We start from the raw sequence: 19,766 nt of genomic DNA, 5'->3' as shown, positions 1-19,766 counted from the left end.
GTCAGGGAGATAGTGTAAGGGTCATGCTCCGCAGTCGGGCTTCGATGCGGGTGCCACGCGGAAAGTCGACGGGGTTCGACGAGCTGCCGCTGCGGCTGATGGGTGGGAATTTGATGGGTATCCAGCCGCCCCCGGCCGTGGCTACTTGCCGGAGGGTAATCTCCAGAAACGTACGCCCCTTCTCCGACCAGCTTCGGTCGGTCACCGTGGCCATGGCTGCCGCGCCTGCCTCCACTACCGTAATGCCGTCGACTACCACGGCCCGCACCACGCGCAGCCGCACGGCATCACCCACCTTGGCCCCTTCGGGCGACACGGTTTCGAGCAATTCCAGCAGCACGTCTTCCCCCCGAATGGTCACAGAGCGGGCTTCGGCGTGGCGGGCGGGGGTGCGGGGTGGTTCGGGTTCCGGCTCGGGTTCTTTCGTGTGTGGTTCGGGTTCCGATCTAGGCGACGTCGTTTCTGTACTGAGTCGTTTTCGGCCCGTGGCGGGGGCTCTCTCGGCGGGTTTGCGGGTTTCTGAAACGGGGGCTTTTTCGGTTGGTTTGGTGGTGGCGGGCGGCGTTTTCTCGTCGGGTTTTGGTTTGTCTGGTTCGGGGTCTATCGGCCGTATTTCGGTTGAAACGGGCTTTTTCTCCACGTTTCGGGGATCATCGGTCAGAGGGCCGACTACTTTTGGCAAGATCGTTGCCTGCTGCCCGGCCGAGCCAGACGTTGGGGTGTTCTCAGCCAGGGTCTGCTCGCCACCCAACGGTTTTACGGGTTCCTTCTCATCGGGCGTTGTCGGCCAAACCGTTATGCTCAGAATGGCGGCTGCAAACCCCAGCGAAGCCAGCAGAATCAGGCCTTCCGTGGTACGCACCTGTTGCCATACACTCGCCAGCCAGTTGCCGTTGGGCCAATTTACCTTCCCCAAAACAGCTCCTCCCCGCAGCTTACTCAACCACGACGACCCATTTGCCCCCACCAGCCGGGTGGCGGGCACAGGTGTTGGCTTGGGCACACGCGGGGCGGGTAGCGCCAGCAGGGCCGTCTGCAAGGCCTGCGCCGAGGCGGGCCGCTGCGCGGGGTTTTTGTGTAGCAGTTGTTGCAGCAGCGTACCTACTTCACCTGGTAAATTGGGCTGATACCGGCTGATGGGAATGCGCTTTTGCTTGGTGATGGCGTCGATCAGGGCGGGTTCAGACGTAGCCTCAAACGGCACCTTACCTGTGACCAGCTCATACAGCAGCACCCCCACCGCATACAGGTCCGAGGCCACCGTGGGCGGTTGCCCCAACAGCAGTTCGGGTGCCATGTATTCCAGCGTACCAATCAAATGATTCACGCGGGTAAGCCTTTGACTGTCAGAGCGCTTAGCGATACCAAAGTCCATCAGCTTCACCCGCCCGTTGGTGGTGAGCATGAAGTTGGCGGGCTTCACGTCGCGGTGCAACACGCCACATTCGTGGGCATGGTGCAGCCCGTTGAGCGCCTGCGTGAGCCAGTCGACAGCCTTGTTGAGGGGCACGGGACCGTGGCGGCGCACGTACTGATCGAGGGTTTGCCCGTCCACAAATTCCATCACCATAATCCAGTAGCCGTCGTACTGCTGAAAGCTGTAGAGGTTAGTGATCTGCGGGTGGTTGAGCCGCGCCAGGGTCTGTGCCTCGTGCCGGAACCGTTCCAGAAAAGCCTGGTCCGACAGCAGGTGGCGGTGCAGTACTTTTAGGGCCACGGGCCGCCCCAGGCTGACGTCGTTGGCCCGAAACACCACGCCCATGCCGCCCTCGCCCAAGAGTTCTTCAATGCGGTAGTTTAGAATGGTCTGGCCAATAGTCATGGTGTATCGATGGATTTTGTGGGGTGGTTGGCCTCAAGCAGTTGCCGGTCCATGCGCTCGATCAGCACTACCGTCAGGTTGTCGTGCCCGCCCCGCAGCTTGGCCAGGTCGATGAGGTAGCGGGCATCGGCGCTGAGGGTCGAAGCCATGCCAAAGCGGACGAGTTCGGCGGGCGAGATGTATTCATACAGGCCGTCGCTACAGAGCAGCAGCCGTTCGCCGTAGGCTAGCGTGTGTACACTGTCGGCCAGGTCGATGCTGACGGTGGCGTGGGTACCCATTGCCCGCGTCAGCACGTTCCGGTCGGGATGGCGCAGGGCTTCTTCAGCAGTAATCACTTGCTGATCAAGCAGTTGCCGTACCTGCGTATGGTCGACGGTGAGGGCAATGGCCTCGCCGTTTTTCAGGTGGTACAACCGGCTGTCGCCCACGTGGGCCAGCCAGAACCGGTCGTCGATGAGGGCCACGGCGGTACACGTGGTGCCCATGTTGCGGTGCGCCGACCGTTGCGACGCCGCCTGCCAGATAGCCTGATTCGCCTTGTACAACGCCTTGTGGAGGGCATCGTCGGGGGCTTCGTTTTGTTCATAGTAGGTCTTGGCCACCACCTCTACGGCCAGCGCCGAAGCCACCTCACCGGCCGCATGACCACCCATGCCGTCGGCCACAATGGCCAGGTACCCACGGCGGGTGCGGAGGTCGGCGTCGGTAGGGCGGATAAACCGGGCGGCGTCTTCGTTGTTGGTCCGCACGCAGCCCACGTCGCTCAGCACCACCGCCCGCAAATCGGCATCCCCCACCGAGGCCATTGGCTCCTCATCAGGCATGGGTTTTGGTCGAAAGAAGCTCCAGAAAGACATGGGGATTTTGGATTGCGGATTTGGGATTTCGGATTGGGCTGACGCCGGTCCGCCGGTGCGGTTAGCGTGCTCTGACATAGCTGACCGCACCGGCGGACCGGCGTCAGCCCAATCCGAAATCCCAAATCCCAAATCAGTTTTTCGTCAGCAGCTCCAGGCCGTATTTAATGGGGATAGCGAAGGTGACCAGTTCGCCTGCCGAGCCGGTACGCGACATGGTGAAGATGCCGATGACCTCGCCCTTGCGGTTCAGCAACGGCCCGCCGCTGTTGCCCGGCCCGGTGGCGTTGATGCTCAGCTGCAGGTAGTCGCCCATGGTCTGCTTGTTGTCGAACTCGGTCGAGCTTTTGATCAGGTTCGTTATTGTGCCCGACGTCATGGTGGGGTTGGCCACGGTGGTGGGGGTTGCCGCCCGCTTGAAATTGTCGTTCGACTTTCGCACCGAATAAATCTCCGGCGATACGCCGGGGTAGCCAATGCACACCACCGACTCGCCTTTGGGCACGGTATTGTAATTATCGAGGGTAGCTACCGGCTCAACCGGCTGCGCCAGAGCCACTTTCACCAGGGCTACGTCGTGAATCTGCGAGGGCGACACCAACGTGGCCGCGCGGCGGTTGGTGCTGCCGGGAAACACCACGTTCATGTAGCTGTTGCGGCCACTCACCTGTCCCGGCTGCCCATCAACCAGCTGTGTTTCAGAGGGTATCCAGGATACAGGCTGGTCGATGAAGCCTTTTTTAGCGAGTTGCCCTTTCTGGTCCATTTCCACCAAAACGCCCAAAAAACGCCCGCCAACGCTGGGAAAGTTGTAGCGCGTGTCCCAGCCTGCAGCCACGTGGCGGTTGGTGAGCAGCAGCCCGTCTTTGCTCACCATAAACCCGGTGCCACTGCCCGCCTCAGTCACGGGCAGGCCCGGCAAGTTGCTCTTGGCTTTGAACAGGTACGCATCCAGGTTACCATCCTGACGGCGAATGAAGGCCGGGGCGTAGGTACCCACCGTGTCGATAGGGACCCACAGGTGCCAGAGGGGTTCGCCGGTGCGGGCATCGAACAATGACCAGCTCATCTCGATCTGCACCACTTTGTCCATTACCAGGGCGCCCACCTCGTTGTCGGCCAGGGGTTGGTTTTTGGCTTTCTCCTCCAGTTTTGTCAGGTTACCCCGCAGGCCCACGATCTCTTTATTCAGCACCGCGTTGAGCGAATCACGGCTACCTACCAGTTCGTCGGCGGTTTTTTTCTGGTGCTGCCAGATCGCGTAGCCACCCGCGCCCACCACCAGCAGCAGGCCCAACAGCACCGCACCCAGCCGCTTGTTCGACTGCTTGCGTTCCGACCCGATGGCCCGCTCGAAGGTGTCGCGGCCAATGCCCACTTTCGGCAGGGTATCGACCTGTACCAGTTGCGGCACCTCGTTCATACGTACTTCTTTGGTGGCTTGTTCCATGCCCACCAGCCGGGTGGCGGGAGGCCCCTGTGTGATTTCGGGGAATACGTCGAGCACAAAGCGGGGACCATTGGCACCCACCTGCACCATATCGCCTGGTTGCAACGGGGCCGAATCGGTGATGCGCAACCCGTTGATAAACAACCCATTTTTGCTATTGTCGACCAGCCTGAACGGCTCGCCGGGGCGGGCGGGCAGCAAAATGCGGCCGTGTTGGCGGCTCACGCTCAGGTCCTGGTCGGGGTCGAACCGGATGTCGCTGCCCGTATCTCGACCAATGGTTAGTTCAACCCGGTTGGCGTCGAACTCGTCGGTCTGATTAATTTTTGCCCCGTCGACGTGCCGGATGCGGATGGTTTGGAAGGCGTTGCTCATGTAGTGTGACGTGGGGAATAAGACTGAGGGTTAGTACGTATGTTAGCCAATGCAAACATCTGACCCTCAGCCTACTGCAACAATCCATGAACGCCTGTAATCTGCCTATAGGAAAACCTATAAATTGCCCCGCCGCACTTGAGGGAACGGCAAAAACGCCGTTAGTTTGATCAAAACCTACGTACGCTACACCATGCATCTACGCCTGCTTCTAATCAGCTGGTTGAGCCTCGGCCATGTGTGGGCACAACATGGACCCAATTCAATCAACCCCGCGCCTAATCCGATCATCGACACGCTGCTAGCCAAACTGACGGGCCTGCGGCAACAGCCCGCATCGGTGGGGCGCGACACCACCCTCTGGCTCACGACCAGCCTGGTTACCGAACGGCTCTGCAACCTGCGCGACCCCCGCGCCGCGGCCTACCTCGACAGTCTGCGGCAACTGCTATTGCGCCTGCCGTGGGCCAAAGGCGAGGGTCTACTGTGGCGGGCTACGGGTAAAAGTTACGATGCCAGCGGGCGCTACCAACCTGCCCTGGCGGCTTACATGCGGGCAGCCACGCTGCTGGAAAAAGCAGGCGGCGACACCTACGAACTGACCTACACCTACATCCTGATTGCCTTTGTGCTCAACAATACGAACCAAACCCCCGCCTGCATTCGCTGGCTCGAAAAAGCCCGACCACTTGCCACTAAATCACTGAATACCAACAATATATGCTGGATACTGGATTTCTATGGCGACTATAATTTCTACGAAAAATGGGGCATCCGTAACTATAAAAAAGCCCTTGGCTATTACCTGGCTGTGGAAAGGCTGCTGCCCCGCGCCACCAGCCCCCGCCTGAAAGCCGATAACCCGCATATGCTGGCAGCCTGCTACCTGTACCTCGGCGATACGCTACGGGCCAGCACCTACCGTCAACAGGCGCTGACTATATCCCGCCTGGTCAACGACCGCATCGTGCCCTTTGCCGTTCATGCCGACCTGGCCGACATCAGCGCGTCGCGGCACCAATACCCGCAGGCCGTGGCCTATGCTGACACCGCCCTGCACTACGCTCAGCTTTCCGGCTGGCCCGAAATGATCAGCCGCGCCGAGGGGGCACTGGCGCGCTATAACCACCTGGTGGGCAACGACCGCACCGCCTATACATTGCTGAACCAATTCCACCGCCACGAAGACAGCCTGAGCCGGGTAGCCGTTCAGAAGCAGTTCAACGAATTACAGACGAAATACAATGCCCAAAATAACCAACTAAAAATTAGTCAATTAGAACAGGCATCAGCCCAGCGAGTGCGTAATTCGCTCTGGATATTACTGGGTATTGGCGGGCTAATTGGTGGGCTGGTGATCTACGGTAACCAACGACTGCGCCGGGCCAATCGGCTCTTGCTGGCTAGCCACGAGGCCACCCGCACGGCCCTCATGACGGGGCAAACGCAGGAACGCAAGCGCGTGGCCACCGAACTCCACGACAGCCTTAACACCAAGGTGGCGCCCATTCGCTGGCGTTTACAGGCCGTACCCACAGGCCGGTGGCCCCAGCGCGACCAGGTGAACTACGCCGAAGTGCTGGCCATGGTCAATGAACTCTATGACGATATCCGGTTGATTTCGCACGGGATGTTGCCGCACAACCTGGCCACCCAATCGCTGCATATGGTGCTGCAAAAGCTGGTTGGCCAGCTCAACCAACGTGGCCCCATCCGGTTCCAGCTTGTGGCCGACGACACCACCGCCAACCTTACCGACCCCATCAAATTTCAGGTTTACAGCATCGTACTCGAACTGACCAACAACGTGCTTCGCCATGCCCGCGCCAGCCACGTCTGGATCAGCCTCAGCCAAACCGATACCACGCTGGTGCTCACCGTGAGCGACGATGGCCTGGGCTTCAACCCGGACCAGCCCTCGGAAGGCATGGGGCTGCAAAACATCGACAGTCGGGTGCAATCGCTGGGTGGTGTGTGGGCCGTCACCAGCCGCCCCAATGAGGGTACGCAGATTAGGCTCACCGTTCCGAAGGGGGTGGTGTAGGGGGTTTGTAGTTGGCGGTTGGTGGTTGCTTCGCGCTCTAGATGGCTGTCGCCTTGTCTTCAGAGCGCGAAGCAACTACCAACCGCCTACACTACTAAATCAACTGATACCGGAGGGCGTATTTTAGGATACCCACCATGTTGCGTATACCCAGTTTACGCATGATGTTGTGGCGGTGGGTCTCTACTGTACCGGCGCTGATAAATAGCCGTTCGGCAATTTGGGTGGTGGAATATTCCTGCGCAATAAGCCGAATCACGTCTAGTTCGCGCTCAGTCAGTCGCACCGGATCAATCTGATTGTCAGACTGTTGTGTAGCAGGCGAAAGCAGGTCGTGAAGTACGGCTTCGTCGAAATAGCGTTCGCCCCGGATCACCGTGCGCAATGCCCGCTCCAGTTCCGACTTGTCGGCTTTTTTCAGGACGTAGCCGCCAATGCCCGCCCGGTAGGCATCGCGAATAAGCGAGACCTCGTCCGACACCGTCAGCAGCAGTACAGGTATGTTCGGAAACGCCTGCCGCACCAGTACCGTGAGCTGCACCCCGTCGAGGTAGGGCATGGTGAGGTCAGATATCAGCACGTCGACGGGGGTGGTGGTCATAAAAGGAATTACTTCACGGCTGTCGCTCAGTTTGGCCACCACCTCTACCCCATCGATAGATGATAGCAGCATCGACAGGCTGTCCAGAATGATACGGTGGTCATCGACCAGCAAGATACGGATGGGCATAGTGGCATGGCGGAAAGTACCTAACTGTAAAGTAAGATAGCCATTACCCAGACTGCATTGCCGTTAAATAGAATCTGCGCAATAACTAGATAATTAGTTTTTCAACTAACATAATAGTACTAAATTCGTTTACTACACCAACAGACCAACCTATGCGCGAATTAACCAATGCCGAAGAAGACATCATGCGTGTACTCTGGCGGCTAAAAAAAGGCTTCGTCAAAGACGTACTCGCCGAATTACCCGCTCTGGATTCGACGGGCGAAAAACCGGCCTATAACACCGTATCGACCATTATTCGCATTCTGGAGAAGAAAGGCGTGGTGGGCTACACGGCCTATGGCAAAACCCACGAATACTACCCGCTGATTTCGGAAGATGAATACCGCCGGTTCCAGACCGAGCAGTTGATGACCAATTATTTCGACGGGTCTCTGCAAAAACTGGTGTCGTTTTTTGTGAAAGAACGCAACGTGAGCCTCAACGAAGCCGATGAGATCATCGACCTCCTCAACCGGCAAAAACCATGATCGCGGCACTGTCCGATTCGCCCCTGCTGCTTTACTGGTGCAAGGCCAACGGTTATCTGGCCCTGTTCTATGGCTTCTATTGGCTCTTACTCCGGCGGCATACATTCCTGACCCTCAACCGGGTTTACCTGCTGGCCTCAGTAATGGTGGCGTTATCGCTGCCATTGGTAAATATTCCGGGGTTAGCCTGGACCTGGCCCTGGGCCGACGATGAGCCGGTGGTGGCCACCGTCGGGGTAGACATGGGCAGCGTAATGGCCGTGGTGGTCGCCCCGGAGGCCCCCCTCCTGCCCGACTGGCCCGTGCTGGCGCTCTGGCTGGCGGTGGTCGTGGCGGCGGGTCTGCTCCTACGCACGGCCTGGCGCACGGGGGCGTTGCTGCGGCTCATCCGACAGTGGCCCGCGCAGGTGCTGCCCCACTACACACTCGTACGCCCCACCGACGACCGAACGCCCACGTTCTCGTTTTTCCGGTACCTGGTTCTCAACCCCGACGATGCCCAAACCGAGGCCGTCCGGCTGCATGAGCTGGTGCATATCCGGCAATGGCACAGTCTGGACGTGCTGCTGCTGGAAGTGCTACAGGCCCTCTGCTGGCCCAATCCGGCCCTTTTTGGCTACCGGAGGGCTATCCGGCAAGTGCACGAGTACCTCGCCGACCGCGACGCGCTGACCACCACTACCGACCGCGACGCCTACGCCCGTTTCCTGGTAGACTACGCGTTTCACCTTGCCCCCACCGACGGCCTGGCGCACACGTTTGGTCCGTCGCAGCCCGAATCGCCAACCTTAAAACAACGTATACAGATGCTTTACCAACAACACACCTCTCGCCGGGCGCTCTGGAAATACGCGCTCATTGTGCCCCTCGCCACCGCCCTGCTGGCTATGACCACCCGGCCCGAATCGGCTCCCAAACTAACTACTGAAGCAGCCTTTGCGACAACAATGCCCTCTGAAAACGCACCGGCTGTGGCCACCGCAAAGGTTGTACCCGATACGATGCTGGTAGAAGGGCGGGTCATTGACCGGGCCACGCGCAAGCCACTACCCGGAGCCAACATTGTGGTCAAAAATGGTACACGAGGCACCACCACCGACGCAGCAGGTAATTTCAAGCTAGCGTTGCCAAACAAAGAAGGCGTGGTACTGATGGTCAGCTTCGTTGGTTTTAAATCTCAGGAACAGTCCATCAGTGCCAAGTTGGAGCAGGTAGTCTTGTTAATTGCCCTCGAAAGCACTACTCTCGACGCCACCTCGATGCCCGTAGCCACGACCCCCAGCACAGCTACGGCCCCCATCAGTAACGATGGCGAGGTGTTTACCACTGTAGAGCAGCAACCCCAGTTTCCAGGCGGAATGCAGGGGCTGTTCAACTATGTAAATGACAATCTCCAATACCCCGAAGCAGCCCGACGAGCCGCCGTATCGGGCAAGGTATTCGTTCAGTTCGATGTCAATACCGATGGCTCTATTGGCAGTGTCCAAATTCTGAAAGGCCTTGGCTTCGGCTGCGATGCCGAGGCTGTTCGGCTGGTGAAAGCCATGCCAAAGTGGATTCCCGGTCAGCAAAGCGGACGTCCCGTAACGGTACGGTATACGCTGCCGATTGATTTTCAAGTCACCGAGAAAAAGAAGACTGGATATGTGCCGAAAAGTGAAAAAACGCCAGATGCAGAAAACATTCCACGGACTCTCGCCTTTCTCCGTGACACGGTTACTGGTCACGAACCCACCCGGTTTCTACGCATGGAAGGTGTTGGCTTCTCATTCCCAAGCAGTGGACTTGCTCTAACCGATGGCCGCGAACCATTATTTTTTATTAATGGCAAAAAAGCTGACAAAGCCATGATGTCGGCACTTGAGCCTAATTCAATTCAATCTATTAACGTACTGAAAGACAGTTACGCCCGCGACAAATACAAAGAATACGACGATGAAGCGCAGTATGGCGTGGTGGAGATTTTCACAAAGAAGAAGCAGTAGGGGCGGCCCATCGTGGCCGCCCGCTTTCGGACACGATAGTGGCCGCCCGCTCTCGGACACGCAGTGGCCGCCCTTAGTGTGTAATCAATGCACTAATTACTAGTGGTCAGGCGAGAATCTAGCGAAATCTAGCGATGCCATCACTTTGAGTGATGGCATCGATGCGTTCAAGAATCCGCTAAACTTTTGCTCGACCCCTTAGAAGCGTGTTACTCGCACATGGTTGGTAATCAGCGCATTGCTGTCGCGCGGCGGGCGGCCACGATGGGCCGCCCCTACAGGTGTACGTTGCGAAACTGGGGCAACCATCAAGAACCATTATTAGAAAACAGCACCGAACGAATTTACTCGCGCACTACTTTGCGCTGGATGCGGCCTTTGTCGGTGTCAATCGTGATCACGTATAATCCTGTTGGCAAGGCACTTACGTCTAATTCCAGCGGTTTTTGCACGGCGTTGGTATGCTGCTGCACCACGGCCCCGGCGGTGCTGATCAGGTCGGCGGTTTGCCAGGCGACACCCGTGGGCAATTCCACCGTGAGACGGCTGCGGGTGGGGTTGGGAAACAGGCGTACGTCGCCAAGCCAGGCGGGTTCGGTGGCCAGTAGCTGCTGCACGTCGATGCTGCGGTCTACGGGTGTGGCAGCGAACGTCTGGGCATTCCCATCCTGAAACGCCCGCACCGTAACGGCCCCTGCCGAACTCATTTTCAGCACGTTACCCGCCAGTGTGGCCGGACCGCTCATCACCTTGAAGCTCACCGGCAAATTGGCCGACGACGTAGCCGAGAGCGTCAGATCGCCTTCGCTCAGGAAGCGGCTGCTGGGCAGGTTAAACGTCAGCGTCTGGTTTACGCGGGTGGGCAGTGCCCGAGCCACATTGCTGTACCAGACCGGCCATTTCGCGCCCGTTACCAGGGGTGTGGCGGCAGTGCCCGTAGCCGTAATCTTGTCGGCCCCAACGCCCATCAGCGCCACCGACTCTTTATTGTTTTTGTCGAGCGTGCCAAACACCACGGCATTGTCGGTGCGCGAATAGCTCGGAAAACCCAGCGTGTTGTTTTCGTAGATGACCTGCACGTCGCTGGTTTCGATGTTGGCCCCCAGGACGTAGTTACTCTGGTCATTTTCGTCGAAATAATCAAAGGCAACCACGTTGGGGGCGGTCTTAGCAAACGACGGATTACCGATGCTCACGCCCTCATCCAAGTCGGTAAAGAGCTTTTCGATGGTGCCGTCGGCGAAGTTTTTCTTAGCCCCGTCCCAGGCCCGCATGATACCCACGTCCCAATAATCGACCGCTGTGCCGGTAGCGTTTTTGAGCTTGTTGTAGGCATCGTAGATGATGTATTCGCCCGTGTAATCCCACTCGAAGGAGTCGGCGTAGGCCACTTCACCCGTTTTTATACCCTGCGCCGTGGTGGGGTTGTAGAGCTTGAAGGTCTGCCATTTGCTCAAATCAAAGCTGTAGACGTAGATTTTACCATCCTGCTTGTCGGTCAGGGCCGCCAGGCGCGTACCATCTTTCGACACCGCCACGTTGGCCCAGCCTGCTTCCTGCGATACCACGGTTTCAGAAGCAGGGTTGGTGAGACTGCTGGCCCGGATCTTGCCGTCGCTGCCCACAAACACAGCCAGTTTACCGTCGTCGGTTACGCTGGGGCGGCGCAGCAGTTTCGAGGTGCTGCGGGCCGTAAACGTGCCGATGGGATAGGGCGTGGTGTAGAGTTTTCCATCACCCACGCTCACCAGGCTAATAAAATCCTGCCCCGTCGAGGCCGGAATGGTGGGTTTGGGATCGACGGGAGTGCTGCTGCCTTCCACAATACCCACCGCGTCGAAGGCGGCTTTGGCGGCTGTCACCTCGGCGCTGTTGGCCCCATGGATGTCGGTGGCGGCGCGGATAACGGCCAGCCGCATGTCCAGGAATTTCGACGAGCGGGTGAGGTATTGGGTCAGGGCCTTGTAATACACCTGCTCGGCTTTGTCTTTGCCCACGCTGGCGTTGTTGGCAAAGAGGAAGAACGCGTAGTTGGGAATGCCGCTGTTGATGTGTACGCCGCCGTTGTCTTCGGTGGTGTTATCATACTGCGCCATCGTTTTGGGCTGGTAACCGTTGTCATTGGTGCCGCCCTGATTGGGGTTCGACATGCTTCGCAACGCCCCCGATGGGAAGTAGGCCTTCACGACCACGTCTTCGCCAATGTTCCAGTTTGCCCGGTCGATGAGTACGCCAAATACGTCGGCAAAAGATTCGTTGAGGGCGCCCGACTGGCCCTGGTAGGTCAGGTTGGCCGTATTCTGGATCACGCCGTGGCTCATTTCGTGCCCGGCCACGTCGAGTGCACCAGCCAGCGGCTTAAAACCTTTATCGCCATTGCCGTAGAGCATATACTCGCCGTTCCAGTAGGCGTTGTCCATGCCCTTACCTGTTTCAGGGTCATTGACGTTGATAATCGACGTGATCGTACCGTTTTTGTCGTTAATGGATTTACGATTGAACGTTTTCAGAAAATACTCGTAGGCAACCCCCACATTATACTGCGCCGACGTAGCCGTGGGACTCCAGTTGGTATTGTTCGTAGACGACACCTGCCGCCAGGCAAGGTTGTCGCCGTATGTATTAGCGGCATCAATGGTCCACAGCCCACCCACGGGTGCGTCGGGCAGTTTCGACTTGTTCTTGTCATACATGGCCCGGCTGGCATCGAGCATGATGTAGTTGGTGCCGTAGAGATACGTTTTGAATGAACGCGTCACCCCGTTAAGGTCTCTGGCCGAGGCATCTTTCGAGCCGTCGATACTACAGGTGTTGTTGTGTTTGGCCAGCACCGCCCCGGTTTGGGCGTCGATCACGTACTGCCACCGTTGCAGCAGGTTGGGCCGCACGGTGAGGTCGTAGGCCAGCCGGGCGGGGGCGGGCTGGTCAGACGTACCCGCGTAGATGCAAAGCTCCCCCGTTACCGGCTCCATCTTCAGGATATTCTGCCCGAACATGCGCACGGGAATGGTCTTGCCCACGTCGCGCAGGGCCGCTTTGCCCGCCGCCGTCAATGATAGTTCAGGCTGCACATCAAGGGTAGTAGGAATGGGCTGATATTGACCATTTACCAGCGTTACCTCGCCGTTGGTGAGGTGGACGGCCAGTTCAGCCCCATAGACGGGCACCCCCCGATGCGTCTGGCTCAGGCGGTAGTGCGTCTGGCCCATATCGTCATCTATCGTCTGCCGAATCTGCAACGACTGTTCGGGGTCTTTTACGCCTAGCAATCCCTTTATCTGGCCCAAAAACGCATAGGCCGTGGCCTGCATCGACCGTCGGCCGTTGCGGTTCAGGCCCGGACGCGGGTCCAGGTTCTCGATGTAAATCGGCAGGCCTGACCGGCTGTCGCGCACTATTTTCAGCCGCAGGGGCGGCACATCGACAGGGGCTTTGCCCGTGGCGGTAAGCGTTAACGGCTGTATCCGGTTGGCGGGCAGCGGGGCCTCGGTGGCTCCAAGGCGCTGGGCTAAAGCGGGGTCGGCGGGGGCGGTTTTCAGTTTCCGCGAAAAGCCGGGTACGCCCGTGGTTACAGTTACACCCGTGTCCACGCGGGTGGCCAGGTCGGAGGGGTTGGCCAGTTGGGGCTGCTGTGCCCAGGCGGTGGTGCCAGTTAGCCCGGCGGTCAGGGCGGTGAGGTAGAGGACGTGTTTCATAGAGTGGATATTTAACAGAGTGACTTACTTTTTGGGGAGCATGCCCATGAAGCCGGTATATACTTTTTCGTAGTTGGGGGGCAGCGTTTTGTCGCCGGGTGCCCAGGTAACCCTGTGTTTTTCAACGCCTTTTCGCCACTGGACAAAGCGGTACATGTTGCCCGGCTTGTCGAACGTAGTTTTCTTGATCTGACACCGGTCTTCCACCGACCAGAATACGCGCTTGGTGTTTTCGGGGGTTTGCGTACCCAGAAAGGTGTAGGTAGTGGCCTTGCTTGTCTTGCTAAACAGCCGCCCATCGTCAAGGAGTGAGTAAGCCGTTTCCAGCCCCACCACACCACCACCCGACCCTACGGTGAGCACCCGACCTTTGTACACATCAGGCACTTCGCGCGACGTTTTACGGACCGATTTAACAAGCCGGGGGCCTTTACGCGCCTTTTTAGGTGTCGACAGGCTATTGGGCTTGGCAGCCGTGGGAGACTGCGCCAGCAGGCTACGGGCCGACACCAGCGTGAGCAACGTAATGACAACAATACGAATGAGAGCGGGCAGGTTGGGCATAGGTAAAGAGTGGTACGTGGTGGGAGGTAAACGGTGATTGGTGTTAAAAATAAGCAACTGATTGGTTAGCCTGATAAGGGGCCGGGTAGGGTATTGAGTCAGCGGTAAGCTCTTTGCGCGAGCGGTCGGCATAACCCAGACGTGTAGATCGTAGTCGTTGAGCAGCTAAGTAAGGAGCAAGTCAAACCGCTAAATAAGCAACGGCGACAAAGCAAACGGATGAGTAGCATGAGGGCGTTGGTGGGGGGAGGGATGACCATTTTGTAGAACTTGTTCCCCGCCAACAAGGTACGTCAATCAGTTCATTTGTTTATCTCAAAAATGACAACTCACTGATTTATAGACAACTGGCTATCTAATTGACTCATACTGGCATCTTGGTACGATATTTTCGAAAGGATGGTCAGACGTTTTGATCCATTTCACTAAACGTAATCCAAGCACATGAAATCGTTACCCGGAATTCTCCTAGGCCTGGCGGCTGGTGTTGTAGTGGGGGTGCTGCTGGCTCCTCAGAGTGGCAAAAAAACCCGCGAAGGCTTGTCGTCAGATACCGATAGTTTCTTCAAAAATTTGCAGGACCAACTGCAAGAAGGTCTCGAAAACATCCGCAGCCAGTATAACGATTACGTTGATACGGCGGCGTCGAAGACCAAGAGTGTCGCTGGCGAAGCAAAGCGCCGGGCGAAGTTTTAAACTGATTCACCACAAACCGACTAACACAATGCGTAGCACACGTGATTTCCTGACCGGCCTGTTGACAGGCGTAGCCATTGGTATTCTTACAGCCCCCCGTAGTGGTAAAGAAACCCGCGACAAACTGACTGAAGAAGCCAACAAAAAGACTGAAGGCTTGAAAGATCAATGGAACAAGGGTGTAGCCCAGGCCAAAGATCAGTTCGACAAAGTAAAAGAGCAGGCAGGCCAGTATGTTGATCAGGCAAAAGATCAGTTCAACCAGGTGAAAGGTCAGGCCAACCAATACGCCGACCAAGCCAAAGATCAGTACAACCAAGCCAAAGGTGAGGTAAAAGACGAGTTCAACAAGAACAAGTACGAAGCCAAAACCGACTACAACAATAAAGTAGACGAACTGGCCGACGACGCAAAATCGGGCATCAACTCGGCAAAAGACGCGGTAAAAGCGAACTAATTGCACCCCGTTTTTCTGATTTACTCAACATCATGAAAGAATAGCCCCGGCCCCACAGGCCGGGGCTATTCGCTTTTTACGCAGGGTGTAGACACATATGCCAGCGCTGACAGATTTACCTTTGTCGATGGATTATTTTACAACCCTGCTGGATCTGCTGAAAACAGAACGGGAAGCAGACCGGCAGCAGTACCAACAGCTTACCCAGTCGGCGAGTGTGGCCGAACGCCGTGCCAATGGCCTCACCTGGTACCCCATCGCCATCCGCGGGTCGGAGCTGGGGCGGGGCGACTATCTGACTGTAGAGGTTGAACGCACTACCCACCAGGACTTGTCGCACCAACTGCGCACGGGTGTTCCGGCAGCACTGTTCAGCAACCACGACCCCAAAACCGACCGCGTAGAGGGCACCGTCAGCTTCCAGAATGGCAACCGGCTCAAGATCACGCTCCTGACCGACGAGTTGCCCGACTGGTCGCGGCAGGGTAAGCTGGGTATCGATATGCTGTTTGACGACACCAGCTACGACGAGATGCAGGACGCCCTCAGGCAGGCAAACGCCCTGGCCGAAACCGGCACCAACCAACTCATCAACACGCTGATCGGCACGGCAGCAGCTACCTTTCGCCCCGAAATCACCCCACCTGCTCTACCCCGATTAAATGCGAGTCAGCACCAGGCCGTAGGGGCAATTCTGGCGGCTAATGAGCTGGCCATTGTCCACGGCCCGCCGGGTACGGGCAAAACCACCACGCTGGTGCAGGCCATTAAGGCGCTTGTTGCCCAGGACCACAAGCAGGTACTGGTGGTAGCACCCAGCAACGCCGCCGTCGACTTGCTGAGCGAAAAACTACACGACGAAGGCCTGAATGTGTTGCGGGTGGGTAATCCCAGCCGGATATCGGAGCGCTTGACGGCCCTCACTCTCGACCACAAGATGGCCGAACACAGCCAGATGCGTGAGGCCAAAAAGCTGAAGAAGCAGGCAGGCGAGTTCAAAAACATGGCCCACAAATACAAGCGCAGTTTTGGCAAAGCCGAACGCGACCAGCGCAAGGCCCTGTTTGACGAAGCCCACCGGATTATGAAGGACGTGGCCAACACAGAACAGTACATCATCGACGATCTGGTGGGCCGGGCGCAGGTAATCACGGCTACGCTGGTAGGGGCCAACCAATATATGGTTCGGGGCCTGACTTACCATACCGTGGTGATCGACGAGGCCGGGCAGGCGCTGGAACCGGCCTGCTGGATACCCATCCTGAAAGCTAAAAAAGTAGTGCTGGCGGGCGACCCCTACCAGCTGTCGCCCACCATCAAATCGGCCGAAGCGGCCCGCAATGGGCTGAACGTCACCCTGCTGGAGAAATGCATTGCCCTGCACCCCGACGCCGTGACGATGCTAAACGAGCAGTACCGGATGCACGAGCAGATCATGGACTATTCGGCCCGTATTTTCTACAACAACCAGCTACGGGCGCACGCCTCCGTGGCGGGTCACTTGCTTTTCTCGGGCGACAGTCCGCTGGAATTTATAGACACGGCGGGTTGCGGTTTTGAGGAAAAGCTGGAAGGCACCAGTTCGACCAATCCCGAAGAGGCGGCACTGGCTATCAGGCATTTAGCGCAACTGGTGGCTCAGCTAGCACCACTCTATGCACCCGCCAGCTTCCCCAGTGTGGCCGTGATTTCGCCGTATAAACAGCAGCTGGTGTTGCTGAATGAGCAACTGGACCACACGCCGGACCTGCAACCGTACCGCCACGCGATCTCGGTGAATACCATCGACAGTTTTCAGGGGCAGGAACGCGACGTTATCTACATCTCCCTGACGCGCAGCAACGACCGGGGCGAGATTGGCTTCCTGTCCGACATCCGCCGGATGAACGTGGCCATGACCCGCGCCCGCAAGAAGCTGGTCATCATCGGCGACAGTGCCACCTTGGCCAGCCACCCCTTCTACGCCGACTTCATCACCAACGCCGAGCGCCTGAACGCTTACCAAAGCGCGTGGAGTTTCATGGCGTGAACAGTTGTTAACCAATCCATAACAGGCCGTGGCCGAAAGGGGCGTAAGTTTGTCTAAAAACTACGCTCATCATGCGAACCCGGCTTTTTCTCGTTGGCCTGCTCCTACTGGCGCACGGCACCTACGCCCAAACCGCTACCCGACTTACGCTCCCCAACGGCTGGAGCCTCTCGCCACTGGGGCGGTCGCTCCCACTGGGCGATTTACCCCTCAATATGGCTATATCCCCGAATGGTAAGCGACTCGCAGTCACCAACAACGGGCAAAGCACCCAGACTATTCAACTCATCGACCCGGCGGGTGAGAAAGTGCTGAGCGAGGTGACCATCCGCAAATCGTGGGTGGGGTTAAAATTCAGTCCCGACGGCAAAACGCTGCTGGCATCGGGCGGCAACGACAACCGGATTCTGCTGTACGCTACAGCGGGCGATCAACTCGTAAAGACCGACTCGGTGGTGCTGGGTAAACCCTGGCCGACCAAGATTTCGGTGGCAGGCATCGAGACTGACAAAGCCGGTACCACGCTCTATGCCGTTACCAAAGACGACAGCGCCCTGTACATCTGCGACCTGACCACAAAGCAGGTAAAGAAGCGCATCAAGCTCCCCGCTGAAGCCTATACCTGCCTGCGGTCGCCGGTATCTGACGAGCTGTTTATTACGGTCTGGGGTGGTGAAAAAGTGGTGATCTACGATCCGAAACAAGATAAACTGACCGGCGAAATCGCCACGAGTAGTCACCCTAACGATCTCATCTTCAGCCCAAATGGCCGATATCTGTACGTGGCCTGCGCCAATGACAATGCCGTGTCGGTAATCGATGTCAAAAGCCGGAAGGTGCTCGAAACCGTCATCACGTCGCTGTATCCCAACGCCCTGGCGGGCAGTACGCCCAACGGCCTGGCGCTGGTGAAAAATCAACTGCTCGTGGCCAACGCCGACAACAACTGCCTGGCCGTGTTCGACGTATCGCAGCCAGGCAAGAGCCGGTCGCTGGGGTTCATTCCTACGGGCTGGTACCCCACGGCGGTGAAGGCCATCGGGCAAAACGTATACGTGGCCAATGGCAAGGGGTTTACCTCCAAAGCCAACCCCAACGGCCCAAACCCCAACAAACGCCGCGACGCCAACACCGAATACATTGCCGGGCTGTTTAAGAGCACGTTGTCGATGTTCGCCATGCCCAACGCCGCTGCCCTGACGGGTCTCTCGAAGCAGGTGTACCAAAATACACCTTACAAAAAAGAGCAGGAAACAACGGCAATGGGCGAAGCCGCATCACCAATCCCAATGCGCGTAGGCCAGAAATCGGCGCAGATCAAGCACGTCTTCTACATCATTAAAGAAAACCGCACCTACGACCAGATCTTTGGCGACATGCCCGGCGGCAACGGCGATTCGTCGCTCTGCATTTTCCCCGAAGCCATTACCCCCAACCACCACGCCCTGGCCCGTGAGTTTGTCCTGCTCGACAATTTCTACGTCGACGCCGAGGTTAGCGCCGACGGCCATAACTGGAGCACGGCCGCCTACGCCACCGACTTTACCGAGAAAACCTGGCCCACCAGCTACGGCGGTCGCGGCGGCACCTACGACTACGAAGGCAGCCGCCCCGTGGCCTACCCAAAAAAGGGGTTCATCTGGGACTATTGCCAACGGGCGGGCCTCCGCTACCGCAGCTACGGCGAATTTGAGGCGTATTCGAGACGCAAAGGCTCCGCCCTCGACGGTCGGTTTGCGCCCAACTACCCCGATTTCGACATGACGATCAAAGACATCAAGCGGGTGGGCATCTGGAAAAAAGACCTTGACTCGCTCATCGCCATCAACGCCGTGCCGCACTTCAGCACCATCCGGCTGGGCAACGACCACACGAGTGGTGCCCGCGTGGGTGCCCCCACCCCCATCGCCCACGTGGCCGACAACGATCAGGCGCTGGGGCAGTTTGTGGACTACCTGTCGCACAGCCCAATCTGGAACGAGTCGGCGGTGTTTGTGCTGGAAGATGACGCCCAAAACGGAGCCGATCACGTCGATGCGCACCGCTCTCCGGCGCTGGTCATCAGCCCCTATACGCGCCGTCACTACATCGACCACACGGCCTACTCTACGTCGGGCATGTTGCGGACCATGGAGTTGATCCTGGGACTGCCGCCTATGAGTCAGTACGATGCCGCTGCCCGGCCCCTGTTCGCCTGTTTCACCAATACGCTCAACGCCACGCCCTACACGTTCATCCCGGCCAAAACCGACCTCGACGCCCGCAACACGGCCTGGACCGAACCGGCCCGTCAGTCAGAAAAAATAGATCTGCGCTACGCCGATAAAATCGACGACCGGCTCTTCAACGAAATCATCTGGAAGACCGTCAAAGGCGAACACGCGGTTATGCCCGCCCCTCGCCGCGGTGCCTTCCTGCAAGTAGCCCGGAAAGATGATGACGATTAATTGAGTGGTGAGTGGTAAACGGTGAGTGGTAAGTACTGTTGTCGCTTAACACTCAGCACTTAACACTCACCGTTTACCACTC

13 protein-coding genes are annotated in these 19,766 nt (G+C 57.9%); 7 read left to right on the top strand and 6 right to left on the bottom strand.

Going from position 1 to position 19,766, the window contains the following annotated elements:
• Position 1 precedes the first annotated feature (1 nt).
• The 3 genes from J2I48_RS00330 to J2I48_RS28525 form a co-directional block, all read right to left on the bottom strand.
• Positions 2-1,822, bottom strand: coding sequence for a serine/threonine-protein kinase (locus J2I48_RS00330; protein WP_207333388.1), 1,821 nt, complete (start codon positions 1,820-1,822; stop codon positions 2-4).
• Positions 1,819-2,682 (bottom strand): PP2C family protein-serine/threonine phosphatase, encoded by an 864-nt coding sequence (locus J2I48_RS00325; RefSeq protein ID WP_207333387.1) that lies wholly within the window; start codon positions 2,680-2,682, stop codon positions 1,819-1,821. The genes J2I48_RS00330 and J2I48_RS00325 overlap by 4 nt, the downstream gene beginning before the upstream one ends.
• Before the next feature lie 133 nt (positions 2,683-2,815).
• Positions 2,816-4,507: a trypsin-like peptidase domain-containing protein gene (locus J2I48_RS28525; protein WP_207333386.1), complete on the bottom strand. Its 1,692-nt coding sequence runs from the start codon at positions 4,505-4,507 to the stop codon at positions 2,816-2,818.
• Between the two features lie 193 nt (positions 4,508-4,700).
• Here J2I48_RS28525 and J2I48_RS00315 point away from each other — a divergent pair, with 193 nt between their 5' ends.
• The gene (locus tag J2I48_RS00315) at positions 4,701-6,551 is read left to right on the top strand and encodes a sensor histidine kinase (RefSeq protein ID WP_207333385.1); all 1,851 of its coding nucleotides are present in this window, start codon (positions 4,701-4,703) and stop codon (positions 6,549-6,551) included.
• 94 nt (positions 6,552-6,645) lie between these two features.
• Here the strand turns inward: J2I48_RS00315 and J2I48_RS00310 are convergent, their stop codons facing one another.
• Positions 6,646-7,281, bottom strand: a complete 636-nt coding sequence (locus tag J2I48_RS00310) for a response regulator (protein WP_207333384.1) — start codon at positions 7,279-7,281, stop codon at positions 6,646-6,648.
• Between the two features lie 152 nt (positions 7,282-7,433).
• Between J2I48_RS00310 and J2I48_RS00305 the strand changes: the two genes are divergently transcribed.
• Both J2I48_RS00305 and J2I48_RS00300 read left to right on the top strand, forming a co-directional pair.
• Positions 7,434-7,811: a BlaI/MecI/CopY family transcriptional regulator gene (locus tag J2I48_RS00305; RefSeq protein WP_207333383.1), complete on the top strand. Its 378-nt coding sequence runs from the start codon at positions 7,434-7,436 to the stop codon at positions 7,809-7,811.
• Positions 7,808-9,796 (top strand): M56 family metallopeptidase, encoded by a 1,989-nt coding sequence (locus tag J2I48_RS00300; RefSeq protein ID WP_207333382.1) that lies wholly within the window; start codon positions 7,808-7,810, stop codon positions 9,794-9,796. The genes J2I48_RS00305 and J2I48_RS00300 overlap by 4 nt, the downstream gene beginning before the upstream one ends.
• 344 nt (positions 9,797-10,140) lie before the next feature.
• On the opposite strand, the gene J2I48_RS00295 is transcribed toward J2I48_RS00300, so the two are convergent.
• Together J2I48_RS00295 and J2I48_RS28175 are read right to left on the bottom strand one after the other, a co-directional pair.
• Positions 10,141-13,491, bottom strand: coding sequence for a M4 family metallopeptidase (locus J2I48_RS00295; protein WP_207333381.1), 3,351 nt, complete (start codon positions 13,489-13,491; stop codon positions 10,141-10,143).
• A 24-nt stretch (positions 13,492-13,515) separates the two neighbouring features.
• A complete protein-coding gene (locus tag J2I48_RS28175; protein WP_229375684.1) occupies positions 13,516-14,055 on the bottom strand; it encodes an FAD-binding oxidoreductase in 540 nt (179 codons plus the stop codon).
• Positions 14,056-14,499: 444 nt separating this feature from the next.
• Here J2I48_RS28175 and J2I48_RS00285 point away from each other — a divergent pair, with 444 nt between their 5' ends.
• The 4 genes from J2I48_RS00285 (at position 14,500) to J2I48_RS00270 (ending at position 19,684) form a co-directional block, all read left to right on the top strand.
• Positions 14,500-14,751: a YtxH domain-containing protein gene (locus J2I48_RS00285; protein WP_207333380.1), complete on the top strand. Its 252-nt coding sequence runs from the start codon at positions 14,500-14,502 to the stop codon at positions 14,749-14,751.
• A gap of 28 nt (positions 14,752-14,779) precedes the next feature.
• The gene (locus J2I48_RS00280; RefSeq protein ID WP_207333379.1) at positions 14,780-15,208 is read left to right on the top strand and encodes a YtxH domain-containing protein; all 429 of its coding nucleotides are present in this window, start codon (positions 14,780-14,782) and stop codon (positions 15,206-15,208) included.
• Between the two features lie 127 nt (positions 15,209-15,335).
• Entirely contained in the window at positions 15,336-17,237 is a 1,902-nt protein-coding gene (locus tag J2I48_RS00275; protein ID WP_207333378.1) for an AAA domain-containing protein, read from the top strand.
• A gap of 71 nt (positions 17,238-17,308) precedes the next feature.
• Positions 17,309-19,684, top strand: coding sequence for an alkaline phosphatase family protein (locus J2I48_RS00270; RefSeq protein WP_207333377.1), 2,376 nt, complete (start codon positions 17,309-17,311; stop codon positions 19,682-19,684).
• The last annotated feature ends 82 nt before the right edge of the window (positions 19,685-19,766 follow it).

The sequence above is a fragment of the Fibrella aquatilis genome (assembly GCF_017353255.1).
Classification (GTDB): Bacteria; Bacteroidota; Bacteroidia; order Cytophagales; family Spirosomataceae; genus Fibrella; species Fibrella aquatilis.
Note: the sequence above shows the minus strand (reverse complement) of the source record. Positions and strands in the feature narration are given on the sequence as shown.

What these genes read in the sequence shown, in the direction of transcription:
- J2I48_RS00330 (WP_207333388.1), bottom strand. Translation starts at nt 1,822, where the DNA reads ATGACTATTGGCCAGACCATTCTAAACTACCGCATTGAAGAACTCTTG.
- J2I48_RS00325 (WP_207333387.1), bottom strand. Translation starts at nt 2,682, where the DNA reads ATGTCTTTCTGGAGCTTCTTTCGACCAAAACCCATGCCTGATGAGGAG.
- J2I48_RS28525 (WP_207333386.1), bottom strand. Translation starts at nt 4,507, where the DNA reads ATGAGCAACGCCTTCCAAACCATCCGCATCCGGCACGTCGACGGGGCA.
- J2I48_RS00315 (WP_207333385.1), top strand. Translation starts at nt 4,701, where the DNA reads ATGCATCTACGCCTGCTTCTAATCAGCTGGTTGAGCCTCGGCCATGTG.
- J2I48_RS00310 (WP_207333384.1), bottom strand. Translation starts at nt 7,281, where the DNA reads ATGCCCATCCGTATCTTGCTGGTCGATGACCACCGTATCATTCTGGAC.
- J2I48_RS00305 (WP_207333383.1), top strand. Translation starts at nt 7,434, where the DNA reads ATGCGCGAATTAACCAATGCCGAAGAAGACATCATGCGTGTACTCTGG.
- J2I48_RS00300 (WP_207333382.1), top strand. Translation starts at nt 7,808, where the DNA reads ATGATCGCGGCACTGTCCGATTCGCCCCTGCTGCTTTACTGGTGCAAG.
- J2I48_RS00295 (WP_207333381.1), bottom strand. Translation starts at nt 13,491, where the DNA reads ATGAAACACGTCCTCTACCTCACCGCCCTGACCGCCGGGCTAACTGGC.
- J2I48_RS28175 (WP_229375684.1), bottom strand. Translation starts at nt 14,055, where the DNA reads ATGCCCAACCTGCCCGCTCTCATTCGTATTGTTGTCATTACGTTGCTC.
- J2I48_RS00285 (WP_207333380.1), top strand. Translation starts at nt 14,500, where the DNA reads ATGAAATCGTTACCCGGAATTCTCCTAGGCCTGGCGGCTGGTGTTGTA.
- J2I48_RS00280 (WP_207333379.1), top strand. Translation starts at nt 14,780, where the DNA reads ATGCGTAGCACACGTGATTTCCTGACCGGCCTGTTGACAGGCGTAGCC.
- J2I48_RS00275 (WP_207333378.1), top strand. Translation starts at nt 15,336, where the DNA reads ATGGATTATTTTACAACCCTGCTGGATCTGCTGAAAACAGAACGGGAA.
- J2I48_RS00270 (WP_207333377.1), top strand. Translation starts at nt 17,309, where the DNA reads ATGCGAACCCGGCTTTTTCTCGTTGGCCTGCTCCTACTGGCGCACGGC.